The organism is Pseudomonas sp. QS1027, assembly GCF_002814235.1.
Classification (GTDB): domain Bacteria; phylum Pseudomonadota; class Gammaproteobacteria; order Pseudomonadales; family Pseudomonadaceae; genus Aquipseudomonas.
The window spans coordinates 26,392-44,365 of the sequence record NZ_PHSU01000048.1; the positions used below are offsets into that span (position 1 = coordinate 26,392).

General features: G+C 64.1%; 15 protein-coding genes. 9 read left to right on the forward strand and 6 right to left on the reverse strand.

Annotated features, from left to right (window positions below; translation table 11 throughout):
• Window positions 1-62 precede the first annotated feature (62 nt).
• From CWE01_RS32785 to CWE01_RS32800, 4 genes are all read right to left on the reverse strand, one after another.
• Entirely contained in the window at window positions 63-530 is a 468-nt protein-coding gene (locus CWE01_RS32785; RefSeq protein WP_100944705.1) for a VUT family protein, read from the reverse strand.
• Between the two features lie 64 nt (window positions 531-594).
• Window positions 595-801, reverse strand: a complete 207-nt coding sequence (locus CWE01_RS32790) for a DUF1289 domain-containing protein (protein ID WP_100944706.1) — start codon at window positions 799-801, stop codon at window positions 595-597.
• Window positions 798-1,322, reverse strand: a complete 525-nt coding sequence (locus CWE01_RS32795; RefSeq protein ID WP_100944707.1) for a gamma carbonic anhydrase family protein — start codon at window positions 1,320-1,322, stop codon at window positions 798-800. The genes CWE01_RS32790 and CWE01_RS32795 overlap by 4 nt, the downstream gene beginning before the upstream one ends.
• A gap of 40 nt (window positions 1,323-1,362) precedes the next feature.
• Window positions 1,363-1,962: a CoA pyrophosphatase gene (locus tag CWE01_RS32800; RefSeq protein WP_100944708.1), complete on the reverse strand. Its 600-nt coding sequence runs from the start codon at window positions 1,960-1,962 to the stop codon at window positions 1,363-1,365.
• Between the two features lie 147 nt (window positions 1,963-2,109).
• Between CWE01_RS32800 and CWE01_RS32805 the strand changes: the two genes are divergently transcribed.
• The 8 genes from CWE01_RS32805 (at window position 2,110) to CWE01_RS32840 (ending at window position 11,782) form a co-directional block, all read left to right on the forward strand.
• Entirely contained in the window at window positions 2,110-2,664 is a 555-nt protein-coding gene (locus CWE01_RS32805) for an NUDIX hydrolase (RefSeq protein ID WP_100944709.1), read from the forward strand.
• Between the two features lie 34 nt (window positions 2,665-2,698).
• The gene (locus CWE01_RS32810; protein ID WP_100944710.1) at window positions 2,699-3,202 is read left to right on the forward strand and encodes a murein L,D-transpeptidase family protein; all 504 of its coding nucleotides are present in this window, start codon (window positions 2,699-2,701) and stop codon (window positions 3,200-3,202) included.
• Between the two features lie 174 nt (window positions 3,203-3,376).
• On the forward strand, window positions 3,377-4,108 hold the full coding sequence (locus CWE01_RS32815) for a GntR family transcriptional regulator (protein WP_100944711.1): 732 nt from the start codon (window positions 3,377-3,379) through the stop codon (window positions 4,106-4,108).
• Between the two features lie 19 nt (window positions 4,109-4,127).
• Complete coding sequence (gene nagA, locus CWE01_RS32820; protein WP_100944712.1) at window positions 4,128-5,219, forward strand: N-acetylglucosamine-6-phosphate deacetylase; 1,092 nt, start codon at window positions 4,128-4,130, stop codon at window positions 5,217-5,219.
• On the forward strand, window positions 5,216-6,238 hold the full coding sequence (locus CWE01_RS32825; RefSeq protein ID WP_100944713.1) for an SIS domain-containing protein: 1,023 nt from the start codon (window positions 5,216-5,218) through the stop codon (window positions 6,236-6,238). The genes nagA and CWE01_RS32825 overlap by 4 nt, the downstream gene beginning before the upstream one ends.
• A 13-nt stretch (window positions 6,239-6,251) precedes the next feature.
• The gene (ptsP, locus tag CWE01_RS32830; protein ID WP_100944714.1) at window positions 6,252-8,768 is read left to right on the forward strand and encodes a phosphoenolpyruvate--protein phosphotransferase; all 2,517 of its coding nucleotides are present in this window, start codon (window positions 6,252-6,254) and stop codon (window positions 8,766-8,768) included.
• Window positions 8,769-8,810: 42 nt separating this feature from the next.
• Window positions 8,811-10,526 carry an N-acetylglucosamine-specific PTS transporter subunit IIBC gene (nagE, locus tag CWE01_RS32835; RefSeq protein ID WP_100944715.1) on the forward strand — a complete coding sequence of 572 codons (1,716 nt, stop codon included), beginning with the start codon at window positions 8,811-8,813 and terminating at the stop codon, window positions 10,524-10,526.
• 182 nt (window positions 10,527-10,708) lie between these two features.
• Window positions 10,709-11,782, forward strand: coding sequence for a hypothetical protein (locus CWE01_RS32840; RefSeq protein WP_157815318.1), 1,074 nt, complete (start codon window positions 10,709-10,711; stop codon window positions 11,780-11,782).
• Between the two features lie 92 nt (window positions 11,783-11,874).
• On the opposite strand, the gene CWE01_RS32845 is transcribed toward CWE01_RS32840, so the two are convergent.
• Entirely contained in the window at window positions 11,875-12,186 is a 312-nt protein-coding gene (locus tag CWE01_RS32845) for a YqfO family protein (RefSeq protein ID WP_100944717.1), read from the reverse strand.
• A 6-nt stretch (window positions 12,187-12,192) separates the two neighbouring features.
• On the reverse strand, window positions 12,193-16,089 hold the full coding sequence (gene purL, locus CWE01_RS32850; RefSeq protein WP_100944718.1) for a phosphoribosylformylglycinamidine synthase: 3,897 nt from the start codon (window positions 16,087-16,089) through the stop codon (window positions 12,193-12,195).
• Between the two features lie 286 nt (window positions 16,090-16,375).
• Here purL and mltF point away from each other — a divergent pair, with 286 nt between their 5' ends.
• Entirely contained in the window at window positions 16,376-17,836 is a 1,461-nt protein-coding gene (gene mltF / locus CWE01_RS32855; protein ID WP_100944719.1) for a membrane-bound lytic murein transglycosylase MltF, read from the forward strand.
• Window positions 17,837-17,974: the final 138 nt, after the last annotated feature.

A 17,974-nucleotide genomic window follows, 5' to 3' on the forward strand; every position in this document is an offset into this window, starting at 1 on the left:
TCGGGAAGAAAGGCCGGCATTTTACATGAACTGGACGGGACATGAACCGAAGTGGCGTGGCTTCAGCTGGAAAGCGCCGCCTTGCGCATCCGCCAGGCCATGGCCAGCCAGACGCAGGTCACGCCGGCGAACTTCGAGCCCAGGGCGGTGAGGATCACCCCCGGGGTCAGCGCGCCGATCAGGCCGAAGAAGATAAAGGTGTCCAGCGGGATGCTCAGTGCCGAACTTATCCACAGGCGATCGTGCAGCGGGCGCTTGGTGATGCTGAAGACCAGCCAGTCGATGCATTCGGAGATGGCGAAGGCGGTGGCACTGGCCAGGGCGATGGCCGGCTCGGAGGTGAAGTAGGACAGCAGCAGCGCCGCGATCATCGCGACAATCGCACCGTGGCCGAAACGGGTCTGGACCATGTCGCGCAGGATAAACACCAACCCGCCCCAGGCCGACCAGATGATGTCCAGGTGCGGCGCGGCGGAGAAGGCGAAGTTGATCAGCACGACGCTGGCGATGTAGGCGATAAGAAAGAGCATGGGTTGCAGACTACCTTGTCTATGTAGCCGTATAGGGTACGTCAGCAACCGCACAGGGCCAAGCTCAAGACTTTGTCGGCATCCACAACAACCCACCGGCCTTGGCCCGCTCATGACAGCGCCCGAGCACCTCGCGGCGCTCGTTGTTGTCCATGCGGCTCCAGCGGGTGATCTCCTCGACCGTGCGCTGGCAACCGATGCAGATGTCCTGTTCATCCAGCGCGCAGATGCTCACGCAAGGCGAAGGCAGCGGACGTTCGGGCGTGCTCATGCTTCGTCAACCGCCAGGTCGCGGGCATAACGCTGGGCGTTGTGCACATAGTGGGCCGCGCTAGCTTCGAGCATTTTCTTCTGCGCCTCGGTCAACTCGCGGACCACCTTGCCCGGCGAGCCCATCACCAGCGAACCGTCGGGGATTTCCTTGTTCTCGCCGATCAGGGCATTGGCGCCGATGATGCAGTGCTTGCCGATCTTCGCGCCGTTGAGGATCACCGCGTTGATCCCGATCAGGCTGTAGTCGTCCACCGTGCAGCCATGGAGCATGGCGTTGTGGCCAATGGTCACCCCGGTGCCGATGGTCAGCGGATAGCCCATGTCGGTGTGCATCACCGTGCCATCCTGGACGTTGCTGTTACGGCCGATCAGGATCAGTTCGTTGTCGCCACGCAACACCGCGTTGAACCAGACACTGGCGCCCTCCTCCAGCCGGACCTTGCCGACCAGGGTCGCATTGGGCGCCACCCAGCTCTGCGGATGCGTCTCGACCCGGGCATCGCCCAGACGGTATTTCATAGGGTTGTCCTCAAGGCTCACGACCACCTGAACGGCGGTTCTAGATGTTGATAAAGCGTTCAGGGGGATTGTGCAGGCTGATCTGGGCGTCATACAACAGGTTGACCAGTTCGACGATCATGATCGCCGTCAGCCCCCAGATCTTGTACTCGCCAAAGCGGTAGCTGGGCACGTACCAGCTGCGCCCCTGGTAGTCGATGCGATGGGTATGCTCGCGCGGGTCCTGGCGGAAAAACTCCAGGGGCACATTGAACACCGCGGCGATCTCGGCGTCGTTGGCCCGATAGTCGACAAAGTCCGGTACTACCCCGACGTAAGGCGTGACCTTGATGCCATGCAGGGAGATCAATGGACTGAGGGGCCCGATGATTTCCACCAGCCCCGGCGGCAGGCCGATTTCTTCTTCGGCTTCGCGCAGGGCGGTGAAGACCAGGTCCGGATCCTCCGGATCACGGCGCCCGCCGGGAAAGGCCACCTCGCCACCGTGGGTCGACAGGCCGCTGGCGCGCAGGGTCAGCACCAGCTCAGGTTCGTCACTACGGGTAATAGGCACCAGTACCGCCGCCTCGGGAAAACGACGGTCCGTTTCCAGGGGGCGGGGCGTATGGCTGCTGACCCGTCGAAGTAACTCATCCAGCATGGCTGATCTCGATTTGCGGCTTACCCGGCATCATGCACCAAAAGAAGTGGCCTGCCCAAGCCCCGGACGTTGCCATGTCGCGAAAGCACAACTTGCCGACAGACCGCCGCCCACGCGAAGATAGGCGCATTGCCAAGAGAATCCAGCATGAAGTTCTGTAGCCAATGCGGCAAACCGGTGAGTCAACGCATACCCGAGGGCGACACGCGCCTGCGTTTTGTCTGCGACCACTGCGACACCATTCATTACCAGAACCCCAATATCGTCGCCGGCTGCCTGCCGGTCTGGGGCACCCAGGTCCTGCTCTGCCGCCGTGCCATCGAGCCGCGCCGGGGTTACTGGACCTTGCCCGCGGGCTTTATGGAAAACGGCGAGACCGTGGAACAGGCCGCTCGCCGGGAAACCCTGGAAGAGGCTTGCGCGCAGGTGCGTAACCTGAGCATCTATACACTGATCGACGTACCGCATATCAACCAGGTGCATGTGTTCTACCGTGCCGAACTGGTGGACCTGGAATTTGCCGCCGGCGAAGAAAGCCTGGAAGTCCGCCTGTTCGAAGAACACGAGATCCCCTGGTCCGAACTGGCGTTCCGCACCGTGGGACGGACCCTGGAATGCTTCTACGCCGACCGCCCGACCGAGCAGTACCCGGTTCGCAGCGAAGCCGTGCCGCCCATGGCGCCACGCGGCACTGCCCAATAATCAGAAACGTTTCACCTTCAGGGATACCGTTTTAATGCGCTGGTTGTTCGTTGTCTTCTGCCTGTCGTTCGCCGCTCTGTCCCAGGCCTCCGCCGCCGACCCGCTGAACGGCAAAATCATCGAGAAGATCCTGGTTCTCAAGTCCGCCCATCAGTTGCAACTGATCAGTGACGGCAAGCCACTGAAGACCTATCGCATTTCCCTGGGCCGAAACCCCAAGGGCCAGAAACTCATCGCCGGCGACCGCCGCACGCCCGAAGGCTTCTATTGGGTGGACTGGCGCAAGACCAGCGACAAATACAATCTGTCGATGCACCTGTCCTACCCCAATATCAGCGACTCGGCCCGCGCCCGCCGTGAAAACGTGGACCCCGGCGGCATGATCATGATCCACGGCACCCCGGATTCCGAGGACTACCCGGAACAGCTGTTCCACACCCTGGACTGGACCGACGGCTGCGTGGCCATGCGCAACGTCGATATGCGCGAGGTCTGGAACCTGGTCAAGGACGGCACCATGGTAGAAATCCGCCCCTGAGCCGAACCACCCTGATACCACTGACTCATCCAACGCCCGTCATGCTCCCCATGACGGGCGTTTTTATTGCACTCGAAGGAAACCACTGGCATTGACATGGTATTCAAGTGGTATTACTTTAATCACCACTGTCCGAGTGCAAAATTTCTAACAAACGCACAGGAAAAATCCTACATGAACGACATCCTCGCCCTGCGACCCGACGAGTCCCAGCCGACACCGCTCTACCTGCAACTGGCGCGCAACCTGGAAGCGGCGATTCATGCCGGCCAGTGGAAAGCCGAACAGGCATTGCCCTCGGAGCGCAACCTGAGCGAGCTGTTGAGTATTTCCCGCGTCACCGCGCGCAAGGCCCTGGAAGTCCTCCTGGAACAAGGCCTGATCCGTCGCAGCCAGGGCTCCGGAACCTTTATCACCCCACGCCTGGAACAACCCCTCTCCCGCCTGTCGAGTTTCAGCGAACGCCTGCGGGCCAAGGGTTTTGTCCCCGGCTCGCGCTGGCTGGAACGCGAGATCGCCTTGCCGAGCCATGAGGAACTGATCCGCCTGGCGTTGTCGCCACGGGACCAGGTGACCCGGCTCAAGCGCCTGCGCACCGCCGACGACACCGTCATGGCCATCGAGATGAGCACCCTGCCCGCCGCCCTGCTGCCCGATCCCGAGGCCGTCGGCGATTCGCTCTACGCCTTCCTCGACAGCATCGGCCGTCCGGTGGTACGGGCCCTGCAACACATTCGCGCGATCAACGCCTCGGCCGAATTCGCCGCGCTGGTGGGCATCGAGCCCGGCACCGCGATGCTGCTGATGACCCGTGTCGGCTACCTCGAGGACAACACCCCCATCGAGCTGACCGACACCTACTGCCGTAACGACTACTACGACTTCGTCGCCGAACTGCGGCGTTAGCCTGTTCAGAGAGCCTGCCATGTCCGAAGACAACATTCTCACCCCGCAAGGCTGGATTCGCGGCCGCTTGCTGCACCAGCACGGCAAGGTCACGCAGATCGAGGGCACACCCTGCGATCCGAGTGAAAACGACCTGCCGTACCTGCTGCCCGGTTTTATCGACCTGCACGTCCACGGCGGCGGCGGCAAGGACATCATGCAGGGTGGCGACGCCTTCGAGACCATCGCCCGCACCCACCTGCGCTTCGGCACCACCTCGCTGCTGGCCACCACCATGACCGCGCCGCCCGAGGAAATCAGCGAGATCCTCGGCCAACTCGGGGCCTATTGCGAACAGCGCCAGCCCGGCACCGCCCGGGTCCTCGGCGTGCACCTGGAAGGCCCGTTCATCAACCCCGGCAAACTCGGCGCGCAACCGAACTTCGCCCACACCGCGATCAGCGCCGAAGTCGAGGACTACCTGCGCCTGGCGCCGATCCGGGTGATCACCATCGCCCCGGAAATCGCCGGCCATGCCGCGTTGATCCGTGACCTCAGCGCACGGGGCATCCGCATGCAGATCGGCCATACCCTGGGCAGCTACGAAGAAGGTGTCGCCGCCCTCGAAGCCGGCGTCACCAGCTTCACCCACCTGTATAACGCCATGAGCCCGCTGCATCACCGCGAGCCCGGTATCGTCGGCGCCGCCCTGGCCCACGCCCGTTATGCCGAACTGATCCCCGACCTGCTGCATGTGCACCCCGGCGCCATGCGCGTGGCCCTGCGCTCGATTCCCTGCCTGTATTGCGTCACCGATTCCACGGCGGCGGCCGGCATGCCCGACGGCGAGTACAAGCTGGGCAGCCACACCGTGACCAAATGCCTGGGCGGCGTACGCCTGGCGGACGGCACCCTGGCCGGCAGCACCCTGACCATGGACCAGGCCCTGCGCAACCTGGTGAAGATCGGCCTGCCCCTGGCCGAAGCCTCGCAACGCCTCTCGCAATTCCCCGCCGACTACCTCGGCCTGCCCGAGCGCGGACGCCTGCAAACCGGCAGTTGGGCCGACTGCGTGCGCCTGGACCGTTCACTGACACTGACCTCGATCATGGTCGAAGGAGAAGTCCAATGACTTCCAGAATGCTTGAAGAGGCGCTGTCGGCCCACGAGGCGGTCAGCCGCCAGTTGCAACAGCTCGATACACGGCTGATGGCCCTCGGCGCGCGGCTGCGCGAGCAACCGCCGCAGGTGGTGATGACCGTCGCCCGTGGCAGCTCCGACCACGCCGCGAGCTACTTCGCCTATATCGCCATGCAGCAGACCGGGGTCCCGGTGGCTTCCCTGCCAATGTCGGTGGTGACCCTGCAACACTCGCCGCTGCAAGTCAGCGGCCAGGCGGTGCTGGCCTTTTCCCAGTCCGGCCAGAGCCCTGATCTGGTGGACAGCCTGTGCCTGCTGCGTGAACGCGGCGCGCTGACGGTGGCCCTGGTCAACGCCGCGGACTCGCCACTGGAGGCCGCCTGTGAATATGCGATCCCGCTGCTGGCCGGGCCGGAACAAAGCGTGGCAGCGACCAAAAGCTTTATCGCCACCCTCAGCGCCAGTGCGCGGCTGCTCGGCCACTGGCACCAGGACCCGGCCTTGCTCGCCGCCGGAGAAGCCCTGCCGCAAGGCCTGCGCCAGGCCGCGACCCGCGACTGGAGCAAGGCCATCGAGACCCTGCGCGACTGCGAACGGCTGATGGTGATCGGTCGTGGCGCCGGTTTCGCCATCGCCCAGGAAGCGGCACTGAAATTCAAGGAAACCTCGGCGATCCAGGCCGAAGCCTTCAGCAGCGCGGAAGTCCGCCACGGCCCCATGGCCCTGATCGACGCCGGCTACCCGTTGCTGGTCTTCGCCCCACGCGGCGCGGAACAAGCCGGGCTGCTCAAGCTCGCCGCCGAGATGCGCCAGCGCGGTGCCCGGGTGTTGCTGGCAGCGCCACCGGACGTGGCCGAACGCGACCTGGACCTGTGTTGCGCCGAACACCCGGCCCTCGATCCGATCCTCGCAATCCAGAGTTTCTACGTGATGGCCGCCCACCTGGCCGTGGCCCGTGGCATGGACCCCGACCAACCGCGCCACCTGAGCAAAGTCACCCGTACCCACTGACGAGTACAGCGCCATGCATAACAAGAACAACATCACCCTCAGCGCACCGTTGAGCGGGCCCGTGTTCCCGCTTGCCGAGGTCGACGATGCGGTATTCGCCAGCGGTGCCATGGGCCCGGGGCTGGCCATCGACCCGCTCAACGATTGCCTGCATGCGCCTTGTGCCGGCGAGATCATTCATATCGCCCGAACGCGGCACGCCCTGACCCTGCGCGCCGACAACGGCGCCGAACTGCTGCTGCACCTGGGCCTGGACACGGTCGAGCTGCAAGGCGAGGGTTTTACCCTGCTGGTCGAGGCCGGCGCCCGGGTGCAGGACGGCCAGGCCTTGCTGCGGGTCGACCTGGACCGGGTGGCCCGGCAGTGCAAAAGCCTGGTGAGCCTGGTGGTCCTGACCAACGGCGAACACTACGACCTGCTGCCCGTGGCCCAGGGCCAGGTCAAGGTCGGTGAACCCTTGCTACGGATCGTGCCGCGCCAGAACGCCGAGCAGCATGCCTCCACCCCGATGACGGACACCGACGAAGTCCGCGGCAGCGCCCGGGTCGCCCATCACGGCGGCCTGCATGCACGCCCGGCAGCCTTGCTGCGCCAGACCGCGCAGGGCTTCCATTGCAGCGCGCGCCTGCATCTGGGCGATAAATCCGCCGCCCTCGACAGCCTGATCGGCATCATGGGCCTCAGCGTCGGCGAACAGCAGGAAGTGCAGATCAGTTGCCAGGGCCCGGACCGCGAAGCCGCACTGCTGGCCCTGCTGAATGTGCTGCGTACGCCTTTGAAAGATGCGGGCCATTCGGCGCCACCGCCGCTCAACACGACCCCGCAGCAACCGAGCGAAGACGGCGTTCTCCTGGGCGTGTGCGCCTCGCCCGGCCTGGTCAGTGGCCCGCTGGTACGCCTGGCCGCCATCACCCTGGCGCCGGACGCCGGCCAGCACCGCGCCGATGAGCAACTGCAAGCGCTGGACGCCGCGCTGGAAAAGGTCCGCTCGGATATCCACGGTACGCTGTTGCAGGCCCGCCAGCGTAAAGCCGTCGAAGAAGAAGCGATCTTCAATGCCCACCTCGCCCTGCTCGAAGACCCAGCGCTACTGGATGCCGCCAGCCACGCCATCGAAGCCGGTCAGGCCGCCAGTCACGCCTGGGACCAGTCGATCGAAGCGCAATGCCAGGTCCTGCTCAATCTCGGCAACCCACTGCTGGCCGAGCGTACCAACGACCTGCGTGACCTCAGGCAACAGGTGCTGCGAGTCCTGCTGGGCGAAGCCGCAGACTATAACCTGCCTCCCGGCGCCATCGTCGCCGCGCAGGAACTGACCCCCTCGGACCTGCTGCTGCTCAGCCAGCAACAGGTCGCCGGGCTGTGCATGGCCGCCGGCGGCGCGACCTCCCACGTGGCGATCCTCGCCCGGAGCAAGGGCCTGCCCTGCCTGGTCGCGCTAGGAAGCGGGCTGCTGGATATCGAGCCCGGCCAGGTGGTGGTCCTCGACGCCGACCAGGGCCGCCTCGAACTGAGCCCCGATGCAGCCCGCCGCGAAGGTGTCGCCCTGGCCCACGGGCAGCAGCAACTGCGCCGCCAGCAACAACAATCCCAGGCCCAGTTGCCGGCCGACACCCGCGATGGCCTGCGCATCGAGGTCGCAGCCAATGTCGCCTCGGCCGCCGAAGCCGGCGAGGCCCACCAGCAGGGTGCCGATGGCGTCGGCCTGTTGCGCACCGAGTTCCTCTTCGTCGACCGCCGCAGCGCGCCGGATCAGGAGGAACAACGCAGTGCCTACCAGGGCGTGATGGACGCCATGGGCTACCGACCGGTGATCATCCGCACCATCGATGTCGGTGGCGACAAGCAACTCGACTACCTGCCGCTGCCGATGGAAACCAATCCGGTGCTGGGCCTGCGGGGCATCCGCCTGAGCCAGGCCCAGCCGGAACTGCTCGACCAGCAACTGCGCGCCCTGCTCCAGGTCAGCCCACTGCAACGCTGCCGGATCCTGCTGCCGATGATCAGCGAAGTCGACGAACTGCTGCAGGTGCGGCGACGCCTGGATGAGCTGGCCACCGAGATGGGGCTCAACCTGCGCCCGGAACTGGGGGTGATGATCGAAGTACCTTCCGCCGCCCTGCTGGCCGAACAACTGGCCGAGCACGCGGACTTCCTCTCCATCGGCACCAACGACCTGTCGCAATACACCCTGGCCATGGACCGCGACCACGCCGGCCTCGCCGCCCGGGTCGATGCCCTGCACCCGGCCCTGCTGCGGCTGATGGCCCAGACCTGCGCCGGTGCCGCCGTGCATCAACGTTGGGTCGGGGTCTGCGGCGCACTGGCCTCCGATCCGCTGGCGACCCCGATGCTGATCGGCCTGGGGGTCACCGAGCTGTCCGTGAGCACCCCGCAAATTGGCGAAATCAAGGCGCGGGTCCGCGACCTGGATGCCGCCGAATGTCGGCGGATCGTCCCGTCGCTGCTGCAACTGGGCAGCGCCGCGAAAGTCCGTGAAGCCTGTCGCCAACACTGGCCCCTGGGCTGATTGATCCAGGGCCTGCACACAACAACAAGAAGGAGACACGTCATGTACCAGTTCTTCATCGAAGGTCTGCAACGCCTGGGACGGGCGTTGATGCTCCCCATCGCCATCCTGCCGATTGCCGGCCTGCTGCTGCGCCTGGGCGATACCGACCTGCTGAACATCGCGATCATCCACGATGCCGGCAACACCATCTTCGCCAACCTCGCGCTGATCTTCGCCATCGGCATCGCCGTCGGTTTCGCCCGCGACAACAACGGCACCGCCGGGCTGGCCGGGGCCATCGGTTACCTGGTGCTGATCGCCACCCTCAAGGTGCTCGATGCGAGCATCAACATGGGCATGCTCGCCGGGATCATCAGCGGCTTGCTGGGCGGTGCGCTGTACAACCGTTTCAAGGACATCAAGCTGCCGGAGTACCTGGCGTTCTTCGGCGGGCGGCGCTTCGTGCCGATTGTCACCGGATTCTCGGCGGTGGCCCTGGGGGTGGTGTTCGGCTTTATCTGGCCGCCGATCCAGAGCGCCATCAACAGCCTCGGCCTGCTGATGGTCGAGAGCGGCAGCCTCGGCGCCTTCGTCTTCGGCGTCTTCAACCGGCTGCTGATCGTCACCGGCTTGCACCACATCCTCAACAATATGATGTGGTTCGTGTTCGGCAGCTACACCTCGCCCGAGACCGGACTGGCGGTGACCGGCGACCTGGCGCGTTACTTCGCCGGTGACCCGAAGGCCGGGCAGTTCATGACCGGGATGTTCCCGGTGATGGTCTTCGGCCTGCCGGCGGCTTGCCTGGCGATGTACCGCAATGCCCTGCCGGAACGGCGCAAGCTGATGGGCGGGCTGCTGCTGTCGATGGCCCTGACCTCGTTCCTCACCGGGGTGACCGAGCCGATCGAATTCGCCTTCATGTTCCTTGCGCCGATGTTGTATGTGCTGCACGCCTTGCTGACGGGTCTGTCGATGGCCGTGACCAACGCGCTGAATATCCACCTGGGCTTTACCTTCTCCGGCGGCGCCATCGACATGGCCCTGGGCTGGGGCAAATCGACCAACGGCTGGCTGGTGTTCCCGGTGGGGTTGGCCTATGCCCTGCTGTACTACTTCGTCTTCGATTTCTGCATCCGTCGCTTCGACCTGAAGACCCCAGGGCGCGAGAACATCGCCAGTGCGACCGCCACCCGGATACTCAGCGAAAACCAGCGGGCAGCGGCTTATATCCAGGCCCTGGGCGGGGCGGCCAACCTGCTGACGGTCGGCGCCTGCACCACGCGTCTGCGGGTCGAGTTGCTGGACCGGGACAAAGCCATGGACGCCGAGCTGAAAAGCCTTGGAGCGATGGCGGTGGTGCGGCCGGGTCATGGCGGCAGCCTGCAAGTGGTGGTCGGGCCATTGGCGGACAGTATCGCCGATGAAATCCGTTTGGCGTTGTCCCTGACCGATTCGATCGACGTCGCGGTGAGTGCGCCGGTGCCGGCCGAATCGATCGCGATCAGCGTGCAGCAGCTTCAGCAATGGCTGGACGCACTGGGCGGGAAAGACAATGTGCTGGCATTGGAATGCGTGGCCCAGACGCGGCTACGGGTACAGCTCGAGGATGTTCGGCGGCTATCGGAGGCGGATCTGAAAGTCCTCGGCTGCCAAGGTGTCAGCCAGATGGAAGGCGGGGCCTGGCATGTATTGGTGGGGAGTCGGGCCAGCGGCATCAGCGAAGCGCTGAGGGCACTATTGAACCGCAGGGAAACCTGTGCAGTGCCACTCTAGCCGCCGGCCACATGGGCTGTCGCGCCAGCGATAATCTACACTCAGAACTCACTCAGCGGATTGAGGCTCCGCTCCGCGAAGCCTCAATCCGCGCAAGTGGTGAAAGGTGTCACGTCGAAGAATGTGTAGTCATGAGTATGTGATTCGGCATGGCTTGACCGTTCTGGATGAGGCATAAAATCATGACAAGAAATGGCGGTTTCATACGGGCGACGACTGTCGCGGTGGTGGTGTTGGCGGGCGCGTGGCAGCCGGGCAGTGGCCCATGGGCGGCAGGAGCGCCCCAGGGCGACGAGGAGCCCTGGTATCAAGCCTGGCTCCAGGTCGCGGCGGATACCAGCGTACCGATCCGCGACACCCTGCCCTCCTTGCACTGGCGGACCGACATGGACACGCTCTATCGGGGCGACACCACGGATCAGGGGCTTGAAGCCTTCCAGGTCGGGCTCCTGCCCAAAGCCGTGGGCTTCCCCGAGAACGAGTGGATGTACGACTGGTTCCGCCACGGGGCGGGGGCGGGAAAGTCGGTCTATAGCAGCACCACACGCAGTCAGCAGATCGCCCAGAGCTTCGCCAAGGAATGGGTGTTCGAGTTCAAGGCCCCCCACGGAATCGACCAGGAGAAATCCGGGGGACCTATTGTCAGCGAGGAGGAGATCAGCTTCCCGGGCGGAGTCAAAGGGCGCTTTATCAAGCAGGCGTGCAAGAAGAACGATGCCGCTGATTGCGTCACGAATACGGCCTACCGCGAACCGACCGGCCAGGAGAGCCGACTGGAGGTCGCGGCGATGTCCATCGACTGGAGCCAGCTGACACCTCCAGAAGGTCTGGCCTGGGTAACGAGCAATCAAACCCTCTGGGCGGTCGGCTCCGCGGTCATCAATCCCGTGCAAGGCGCGGATGCGCTGGCCCATGGGTTGCGGGCCTGGAACTCGCAGGCACCGAATTTGAGATTGGGCAGCAACCCGGAATCGCCGGTCTTCACCAACTCGATCGTCGTGGCGTTTCGTGACTATACCGCGGCCAGGAACTGGGCGGTCGCGGATGCGCAGAACGGCGGCTGGGTCTATGAAGTCAAACCCAATAGCGTGGCGGTGGACCTTTCGGGACCTAACACCGGCGGGCGTGAAGGCGCCGTGGCGTTCATCGGCGGTATCAAGGCCGAGCTCCTGACGTCGGCGTGCCGGTTCGAAAAAGGGGTGAGCCTGCCGGTCGAGTGCGTTGGCGAGAGAAAGATGCCCCCAGCGCAAAACTAGGTGGGTTTTCCGAGCGATGCCCAGACAAGCAAAACCCGCCGAGGTGGCGGGTTTTGTGAAAGCGGCAAAGCGGCCCGTAGGCAGACGACCGGTCAGAAATCCGCCAAACGCCAGACTTCATAAGCCGGTGTTTCGTAGGGATGGCTCTGTTTCAGCGCCAGCACCACCGCCTCGATCAGGGCGTCCGCCACCACCAGCTCAACCTTCCACTCCTCCACCTGCTCGACCACACCGGTCTGCCCGAGAAACGGCTGGCTGCCGTCCAACGGGCGAAACTGGCCTTGGCCCAGCACCTGCCACGCGCACTGGTCATAAGCACCGATCCGCCCGCCTCCGGCGGCGAATACGGCGCTCTTGACCTGTTCCACATGGCTCGGCGGCACGAAAAAGCTGAGCTTGTACATGGGCGCTTAGTTCACCCAGACGCGGGCGTTGCGGAACATACGCATCCATGGAGCGTCTTCGTTCCAGTCTTCCGAGCGCCAGGAGTTCTGCACGGCACGGAATACCCGCTCAGGGTGCGGCATCATGATGGTGACGCGACCATCGCGGCTGGTCAGCCCGGTGATCCCCCGCGGCGAGCCGTTCGGGTTGGCCGGGTAGGTCTGGGTGACCTTGCCGTGGTTGTCGACGAAACGCATGGCCACGCAACCCGACAGGTCGGCTTGCAGCAGGGCTTCCTCGCTCTCGAACTCGGCATGACCTTCGCCGTGGGCGATGGCGATCGGCATGCGCGAACCGGCCATGCCCTGCAGGAAGATCGAGTTCGATTCCTGGACCTGCACCATCGCCACCCGCGCTTCGAACTGCTCGGAGCGGTTACGGACGAAGTGCGGCCAGAATTCGCTGCCCGGAATCAGCTCGTGCAGGTTGGACATCATCTGGCAACCGTTGCACACACCCAGGGTGAAGCTGTCGGTGCGCTCGAAGAAGCCCTGGAAGGCATCACGGGCACGGGCGTTGAACAGCGCCGACTTGGCCCAGCCTTCGCCGGCCCCCAGTACGTCACCGTAGGAGAAGCCGCCGCAGGCGACCAGGCCCTTGAACTCGTTCAGGTCGACGCGACCGGCGAGGATATCGCTCATGTGCACGTCGATGGCATTGAAGCCGGCACGGTCGAACGCCGCAGCCATTTCCACCTGGCCGTTGACGCCCTGCTCACGCAGCACGGCAACCTGTGGGCGAATGCCTTTCTTGATGTACGGCGCGGCGATGTCCTGGTTCACATCGAAGCTGGTCTTGTAGCTCAGGCCCGGGTTGCCCTCGTCGAGCAGGACATCGAATTCCTGGTCGGCGCATTCGGCGTTGTCGCGCAGGCGCTGGATGCGGTAGCTGGTTTCCGCCCACTGGCGCTGCAACAGACGACGCTCGCCGGTGAAGACCGTCTCGCCGTCGAAGGTGATGCTGACTTCGCCGTTGTTCAACGGCTGGCCGATCACCGACACACAGTCGCCCAGGCCGGCGGCGCTGAATTGCGCCAGCACGTCCGGGGTGGAATCCTGGCGAACCTGGATCACCGCACCGAGTTCTTCGTTGAACAGGATGGCGGCGAGGTCGGCGGAGGTTTCCGCCACACCGTCGAGGTTCAGGTGCAGGCCGCAATGACCGGCAAAGGCCATTTCCAGCACGGAGGTCAGCAGGCCGCCGTCGGAACGGTCGTGGTAGGCCAGCAGGTGACCGTCGGCGTTGAGGCCCTGGATCACCGCGAAGAAGGCCTTCAGGTCTTCGGCGTCGTCGACGTCCGGAGCCACCTTGCCGAGCTTGCCGTAGACCTGGGCAAGGATCGAAGCACCCATGCGGTTCTGGCCACGACCAAGGTCGATCAGGATCAGATCGGTGGTGCCCTTGTCCATGCGCAGTTGCGGGGTCAGGGTCTGGCGGATATCGGTGACCGGGGCGAAACCGGTCACGATCAGCGACAGCGGCGAGGTCACGCTCTTGTCGGTACCCTCATCGTTCCAGCGAGTGGCCATGGACATGGAGTCCTTGCCCACCGGAATGGTCAGGCCCAGTTCAGGGCACAGTTCCATGCCGACCGCTTTGACGGTGTCGTACAGACGGGCGTCTTCACCCGGATGGCCGGCAGCGGACATCCAGTTGGCCGACAGCTTGATATCGGACAGTTTGCCGATCCGCGAAGCGGCGATGTTGGTCAGGGTTTCGCCGATCGCCATGCGCCCGGAAGCCGGTGCGTTCAGCAGGGCCAGCGGCGTGCGCTCACCCATGGCCATGGCTTCACCGGTGTAGACGTCGAAGCTGGTGGCGGTCACGGCGACGTCAGCCACCGGGACCTGCCACGGGCCGACCATCTGGTCGCGGGAGACCAGGCCGGTAATGGTGCGGTCGCCGATGGTGATCAGGAAGCTCTTGCTCGCCACGGCCGGGTGATGCAGGACGCGCTCGACGCACTCGGCCAGGGCCAGGGTGCTCGGATCGAAATCGTCGCCCAGTTCGCTTTCACGTACCGCCGAACGGTGCATGCGCGGGGCCTTGCCCAGCAGCACTTCCAGGGGCATGTCCACCGGGCTGTTGCCGAAGTGGCTGTCGGTGACCGTCAGTTGTGGCTCGGCAGTGGCCTCGCCGACCACGGCGAACGGGCAACGCTCACGCTCGCAGATCGCCTTGAAGCGTTCGAAGTCCGCTGCGCCGACCGCCAGGACATAACGTTCCTGGGATTCGTTGGACCAGATTTCGTGCGGGGCCATGCCCGGCTCGTCATTGGGAATGTTGCGCAGTTCGAAACGCCCACCGCGATCGCCGTCGTTGACCAGTTCCGGGAAGGCGTTGGACAGACCGCCGGCACCCACGTCGTGGATAAAGCTGATGGGGTTCTTGTCGCCCAGCTGCCAGCAACGGTCGATGACCTCCTGGCAACGGCGTTCCATTTCCGGGTTTTCGCGCTGTACCGAAGCGAAATCCAGGTCCGCCGAACTGGTGCCGGTGGCCATGGAAGAGGCAGCGCCGCCACCCAGGCCGATCAGCATGGCCGGGCCGCCGAGCACGATCAGCTTGGAGCCGACGACGATTTCACCTTTCTGTACGTGCTCGGCGCGGATGTTGCCCATACCGCCAGCCAGCATGATCGGCTTGTGGTAACCGCGCACTTCGTCGCCACGTGGAGTGGTGATGGATTGCTCGAAAGTCCGGAAGTAGCCGGTCAGGGCCGGACGACCGAATTCGTTGTTGAACGCGGCGCCACCCAGTGGGCCTTCGATCATGATGTCCAGCGCGGTGACGATGCGCTCAGGCTTGCCGTACGGCACTTCCCACGGCTGTTCGAAGCCCGGGATCTGCAGGTTGGAGACAGTGAAACCGGTGAGGCCGGCTTTCGGCTTGGCGCCACGACCGGTAGCACCCTCGTCGCGGATCTCGCCGCCGGAACCGGTGGCTGCGCCCGGGAAAGGGGCAATCGCGGTCGGGTGGTTGTGGGTCTCGACCTTCATCAGGATGTGCACCGGCTCCTGCACCGCGCCGTACTGGCGGGTTTCAGGGTCAGGGAAGAAACGTCCGGCAACGTTACCGACGATCACCGAGGCGTTGTCCTTGTAAGCCGACAGAACGCCTTCGCTGTGCATCTGGTAGGTGTTCTTGATCATGCCGAACAGGCTTTTTTCCTGGCTCTGGCCGTCGATGTCCCAACTGGCGTTGAAGATCTTGTGACGGCAGTGCTCGGAGTTCGCCTGGGCGAACATCATCAGTTCGATGTCGTGGGGGTTGCGCTTGAGGCCGTTGAACGCGTCGACCAGGTAGTCGATCTCGTCTTCCGCCAGGGCCAGGCCCAGCTCGACGTTGGCTTTCTCCAGCGCGGCGCGACCGCCGCCCAGCAGATCGATGGCCGTCAGCGGCTTGGGCTCGGCGTGGCTGAACAGACCGGCGGCCTCTTCCAGCTTGCCCAGCACGATCTGGGTCATGCGGTCATGCAGGGTGGCGGCGATCAGTTCGGCTTCGGCCTCGCTGAACTGGCCAGCCACGTAGAACGCGATACCGCGCTCCAGGCGCTGGACGTTCCCCAGGCCGCAGTTACGGGCAATGTCGCTGGCCTTGCTCGACCAGGGCGAAATGGTGCCGAAACGCGGCAACACCAGAAACAGACGACCGGTCGGCTCCTGGACCGGCACGCTCGGGCCGTATTTCAGCAGGCGGGCCAGCACTTGCTGTTCGTCGCCAGTCAGCACGCCAGTCACTTCGGCGAAATGGGCGAACTCGGCATACAAACCACTGACAGCCGGAACTTTTTGGCTCAGTTGTTCAAGCAGTTTGCTGTGGCGAAAGGCGGAAAGGGCAGGAGCGCCGCGCAGGATCAACATCTTCGGGACAGCCTCGGGAAGGGGTGTGCTTTGAGGCCGTGCATTCTAGCCTAAACCGCCCGCGACGGCACCCGAAACGGCACGCTTGCCTCACAGCAGATGCCTCTCAAGGTCTAATTACCCATTCCTACAGATAATTACCATTATTCATCACTGCTATTTTATAAAGTTCATACGCACTCAAAAGCCTATTCCTACAGCCTCCAGCCATTCCCAGGGATCGCTAGCAGACCGGCGTGATTCTGTCGAGATATGGCGGCCGGGGTCCTTTGCGTATACTGCGCAGATGTTCTTCCCTACTGCTTTCCGCCCGCGCTGTGCCAGGTGGCTCATCGCAACCGGAATCTTCCTGATGCTCGGTGCCTGTGTTGATAAACCCAGCACACTCGAGCGCGTAAAGGAGGACGGCGTACTGCGGGTGATTACCCGCAACAGTCCGGCCACCTATTTCCAGGACCGCAACGGCGAAACCGGCTTCGAGTACGAACTGGTCAAGCGCTTTGCCGATGACCTGGGGGTCAAGCTCGAGATCGAAACCGCGGACAACCTCGACGACCTGTTCAATCAGCTGGGCAAACCCAACGGCCCGGTGCTGGCGGCGGCCGGCCTGGTGAGCAGCGACGAGCGCAAGCTGCAGGCGCGTTTTTCCCATCCGTACCTGGAAGTCACCCCGCAGATCGTCTATCGCAATGGCCAGTCCCGCCCCACTACACCCGCGGATCTGGTGGGCAAGCGCATCACGGTGCTCAAGGGCAGCAGCCATGCCGAACAACTCGCCGAGCTGAAAAAGCAGAATCCTGCGATCGAATACGAAGAGTCCGACGCGGTTGAGGTGGTCGACCTGCTGCGCATGGTCGATGAGGGTCAGATCGACCTGACCCTGGTGGACTCCAACGAAGTGGCGATGAACCAGGTTTATTTCCCCAACGTGCGGGTCGCGTTCGACCTCGGCGATGCCCGCAGCCAACGCTGGGCGGTGGCCCCGGGGGAAGACAACAGCCTGCTCAACGAGATCAACGCCTACCTCGACAAGGTGCAGAAGAACGGCACCCTGCAACGTCTGAAAGATCGTTATTACGGGCATGTCGATGTACTGGGTTACGTCGGCGCCTATACCTTTGCCCAGCACCTGCAACAGCGCCTGCCCAAGTACGAGAAACATTTCCGCGCATCGGCCAAGGAAGAGAAAGTCGACTGGCGGTTGCTGGCGGCCATCGGTTATCAGGAGTCGCTGTGGCAGCCGGGGGTCACGTCCAAGACCGGCGTGCGCGGCCTGATGATGCTGACCCAGAGCACGGCCCAGGCCATGGGCGTGTCCAATCGCCTGGATGCGCGACAAAGCATCAGCGGCGGGGCCAAGTACCTGGCGTATATGAAGGATCAGCTGGACGAGCAGATCGAAGAGCCGGACCGCACCTGGTTTGCCCTGGCGGCGTACAACGTCGGCAGCGGCCATCTGGACGACGCGCGCAAGCTGGCCGAGAAGGAAGGCCTGAACCCGAACAAGTGGCTGGATGTGAAGAAGATGCTGCCGCGCCTGGCGCAGAAGCAGTGGTACAGCAAGACCCGCTACGGTTATGCGCGGGGCGGCGAACCGGTGCATTTCGTCGCCAACATCCGTCGTTACTACGACATCCTGACCTGGGTAACCCAGCCGCAGCTGGAAGGCAGCCAGGTGGCGGACAGCAACCTGCATGTGCCGGGCGTGGACAAGACCAAGCCGACCGAGCAGCCGCCGCAGCTCTGACCTTTAGCAGGCGGCGCCTATCGCCTTGAACCGCAATGACGACCAATGCAGCCCCCTTGCAGTAGCCGGCTTGCTGGCGATTGCGATCTCATAGCCGACATCGTTGTCGCCTGAAAAACCGCCATCGCCAGCAAGCCG

What these genes read in the sequence shown, in the direction of transcription:
- CWE01_RS32785 (WP_100944705.1), bottom strand. Translation starts at nt 530, where the DNA reads ATGCTCTTTCTTATCGCCTACATCGCCAGCGTCGTGCTGATCAACTTC.
- CWE01_RS32790 (WP_100944706.1), bottom strand. Translation starts at nt 801, where the DNA reads ATGAGCACGCCCGAACGTCCGCTGCCTTCGCCTTGCGTGAGCATCTGC.
- CWE01_RS32795 (WP_100944707.1), bottom strand. Translation starts at nt 1,322, where the DNA reads ATGAAATACCGTCTGGGCGATGCCCGGGTCGAGACGCATCCGCAGAGC.
- CWE01_RS32800 (WP_100944708.1), bottom strand. Translation starts at nt 1,962, where the DNA reads ATGCTGGATGAGTTACTTCGACGGGTCAGCAGCCATACGCCCCGCCCC.
- CWE01_RS32805 (WP_100944709.1), top strand. Translation starts at nt 2,110, where the DNA reads ATGAAGTTCTGTAGCCAATGCGGCAAACCGGTGAGTCAACGCATACCC.
- CWE01_RS32810 (WP_100944710.1), top strand. Translation starts at nt 2,699, where the DNA reads ATGCGCTGGTTGTTCGTTGTCTTCTGCCTGTCGTTCGCCGCTCTGTCC.
- CWE01_RS32815 (WP_100944711.1), top strand. Translation starts at nt 3,377, where the DNA reads ATGAACGACATCCTCGCCCTGCGACCCGACGAGTCCCAGCCGACACCG.
- nagA (WP_100944712.1), top strand. Translation starts at nt 4,128, where the DNA reads ATGTCCGAAGACAACATTCTCACCCCGCAAGGCTGGATTCGCGGCCGC.
- CWE01_RS32825 (WP_100944713.1), top strand. Translation starts at nt 5,216, where the DNA reads ATGACTTCCAGAATGCTTGAAGAGGCGCTGTCGGCCCACGAGGCGGTC.
- ptsP (WP_100944714.1), top strand. Translation starts at nt 6,252, where the DNA reads ATGCATAACAAGAACAACATCACCCTCAGCGCACCGTTGAGCGGGCCC.
- nagE (WP_100944715.1), top strand. Translation starts at nt 8,811, where the DNA reads ATGTACCAGTTCTTCATCGAAGGTCTGCAACGCCTGGGACGGGCGTTG.
- CWE01_RS32840 (WP_157815318.1), top strand. Translation starts at nt 10,709, where the DNA reads ATGACAAGAAATGGCGGTTTCATACGGGCGACGACTGTCGCGGTGGTG.
- CWE01_RS32845 (WP_100944717.1), bottom strand. Translation starts at nt 12,186, where the DNA reads ATGTACAAGCTCAGCTTTTTCGTGCCGCCGAGCCATGTGGAACAGGTC.
- purL (WP_100944718.1), bottom strand. Translation starts at nt 16,089, where the DNA reads ATGTTGATCCTGCGCGGCGCTCCTGCCCTTTCCGCCTTTCGCCACAGC.
- mltF (WP_100944719.1), top strand. Translation starts at nt 16,376, where the DNA reads ATGTTCTTCCCTACTGCTTTCCGCCCGCGCTGTGCCAGGTGGCTCATC.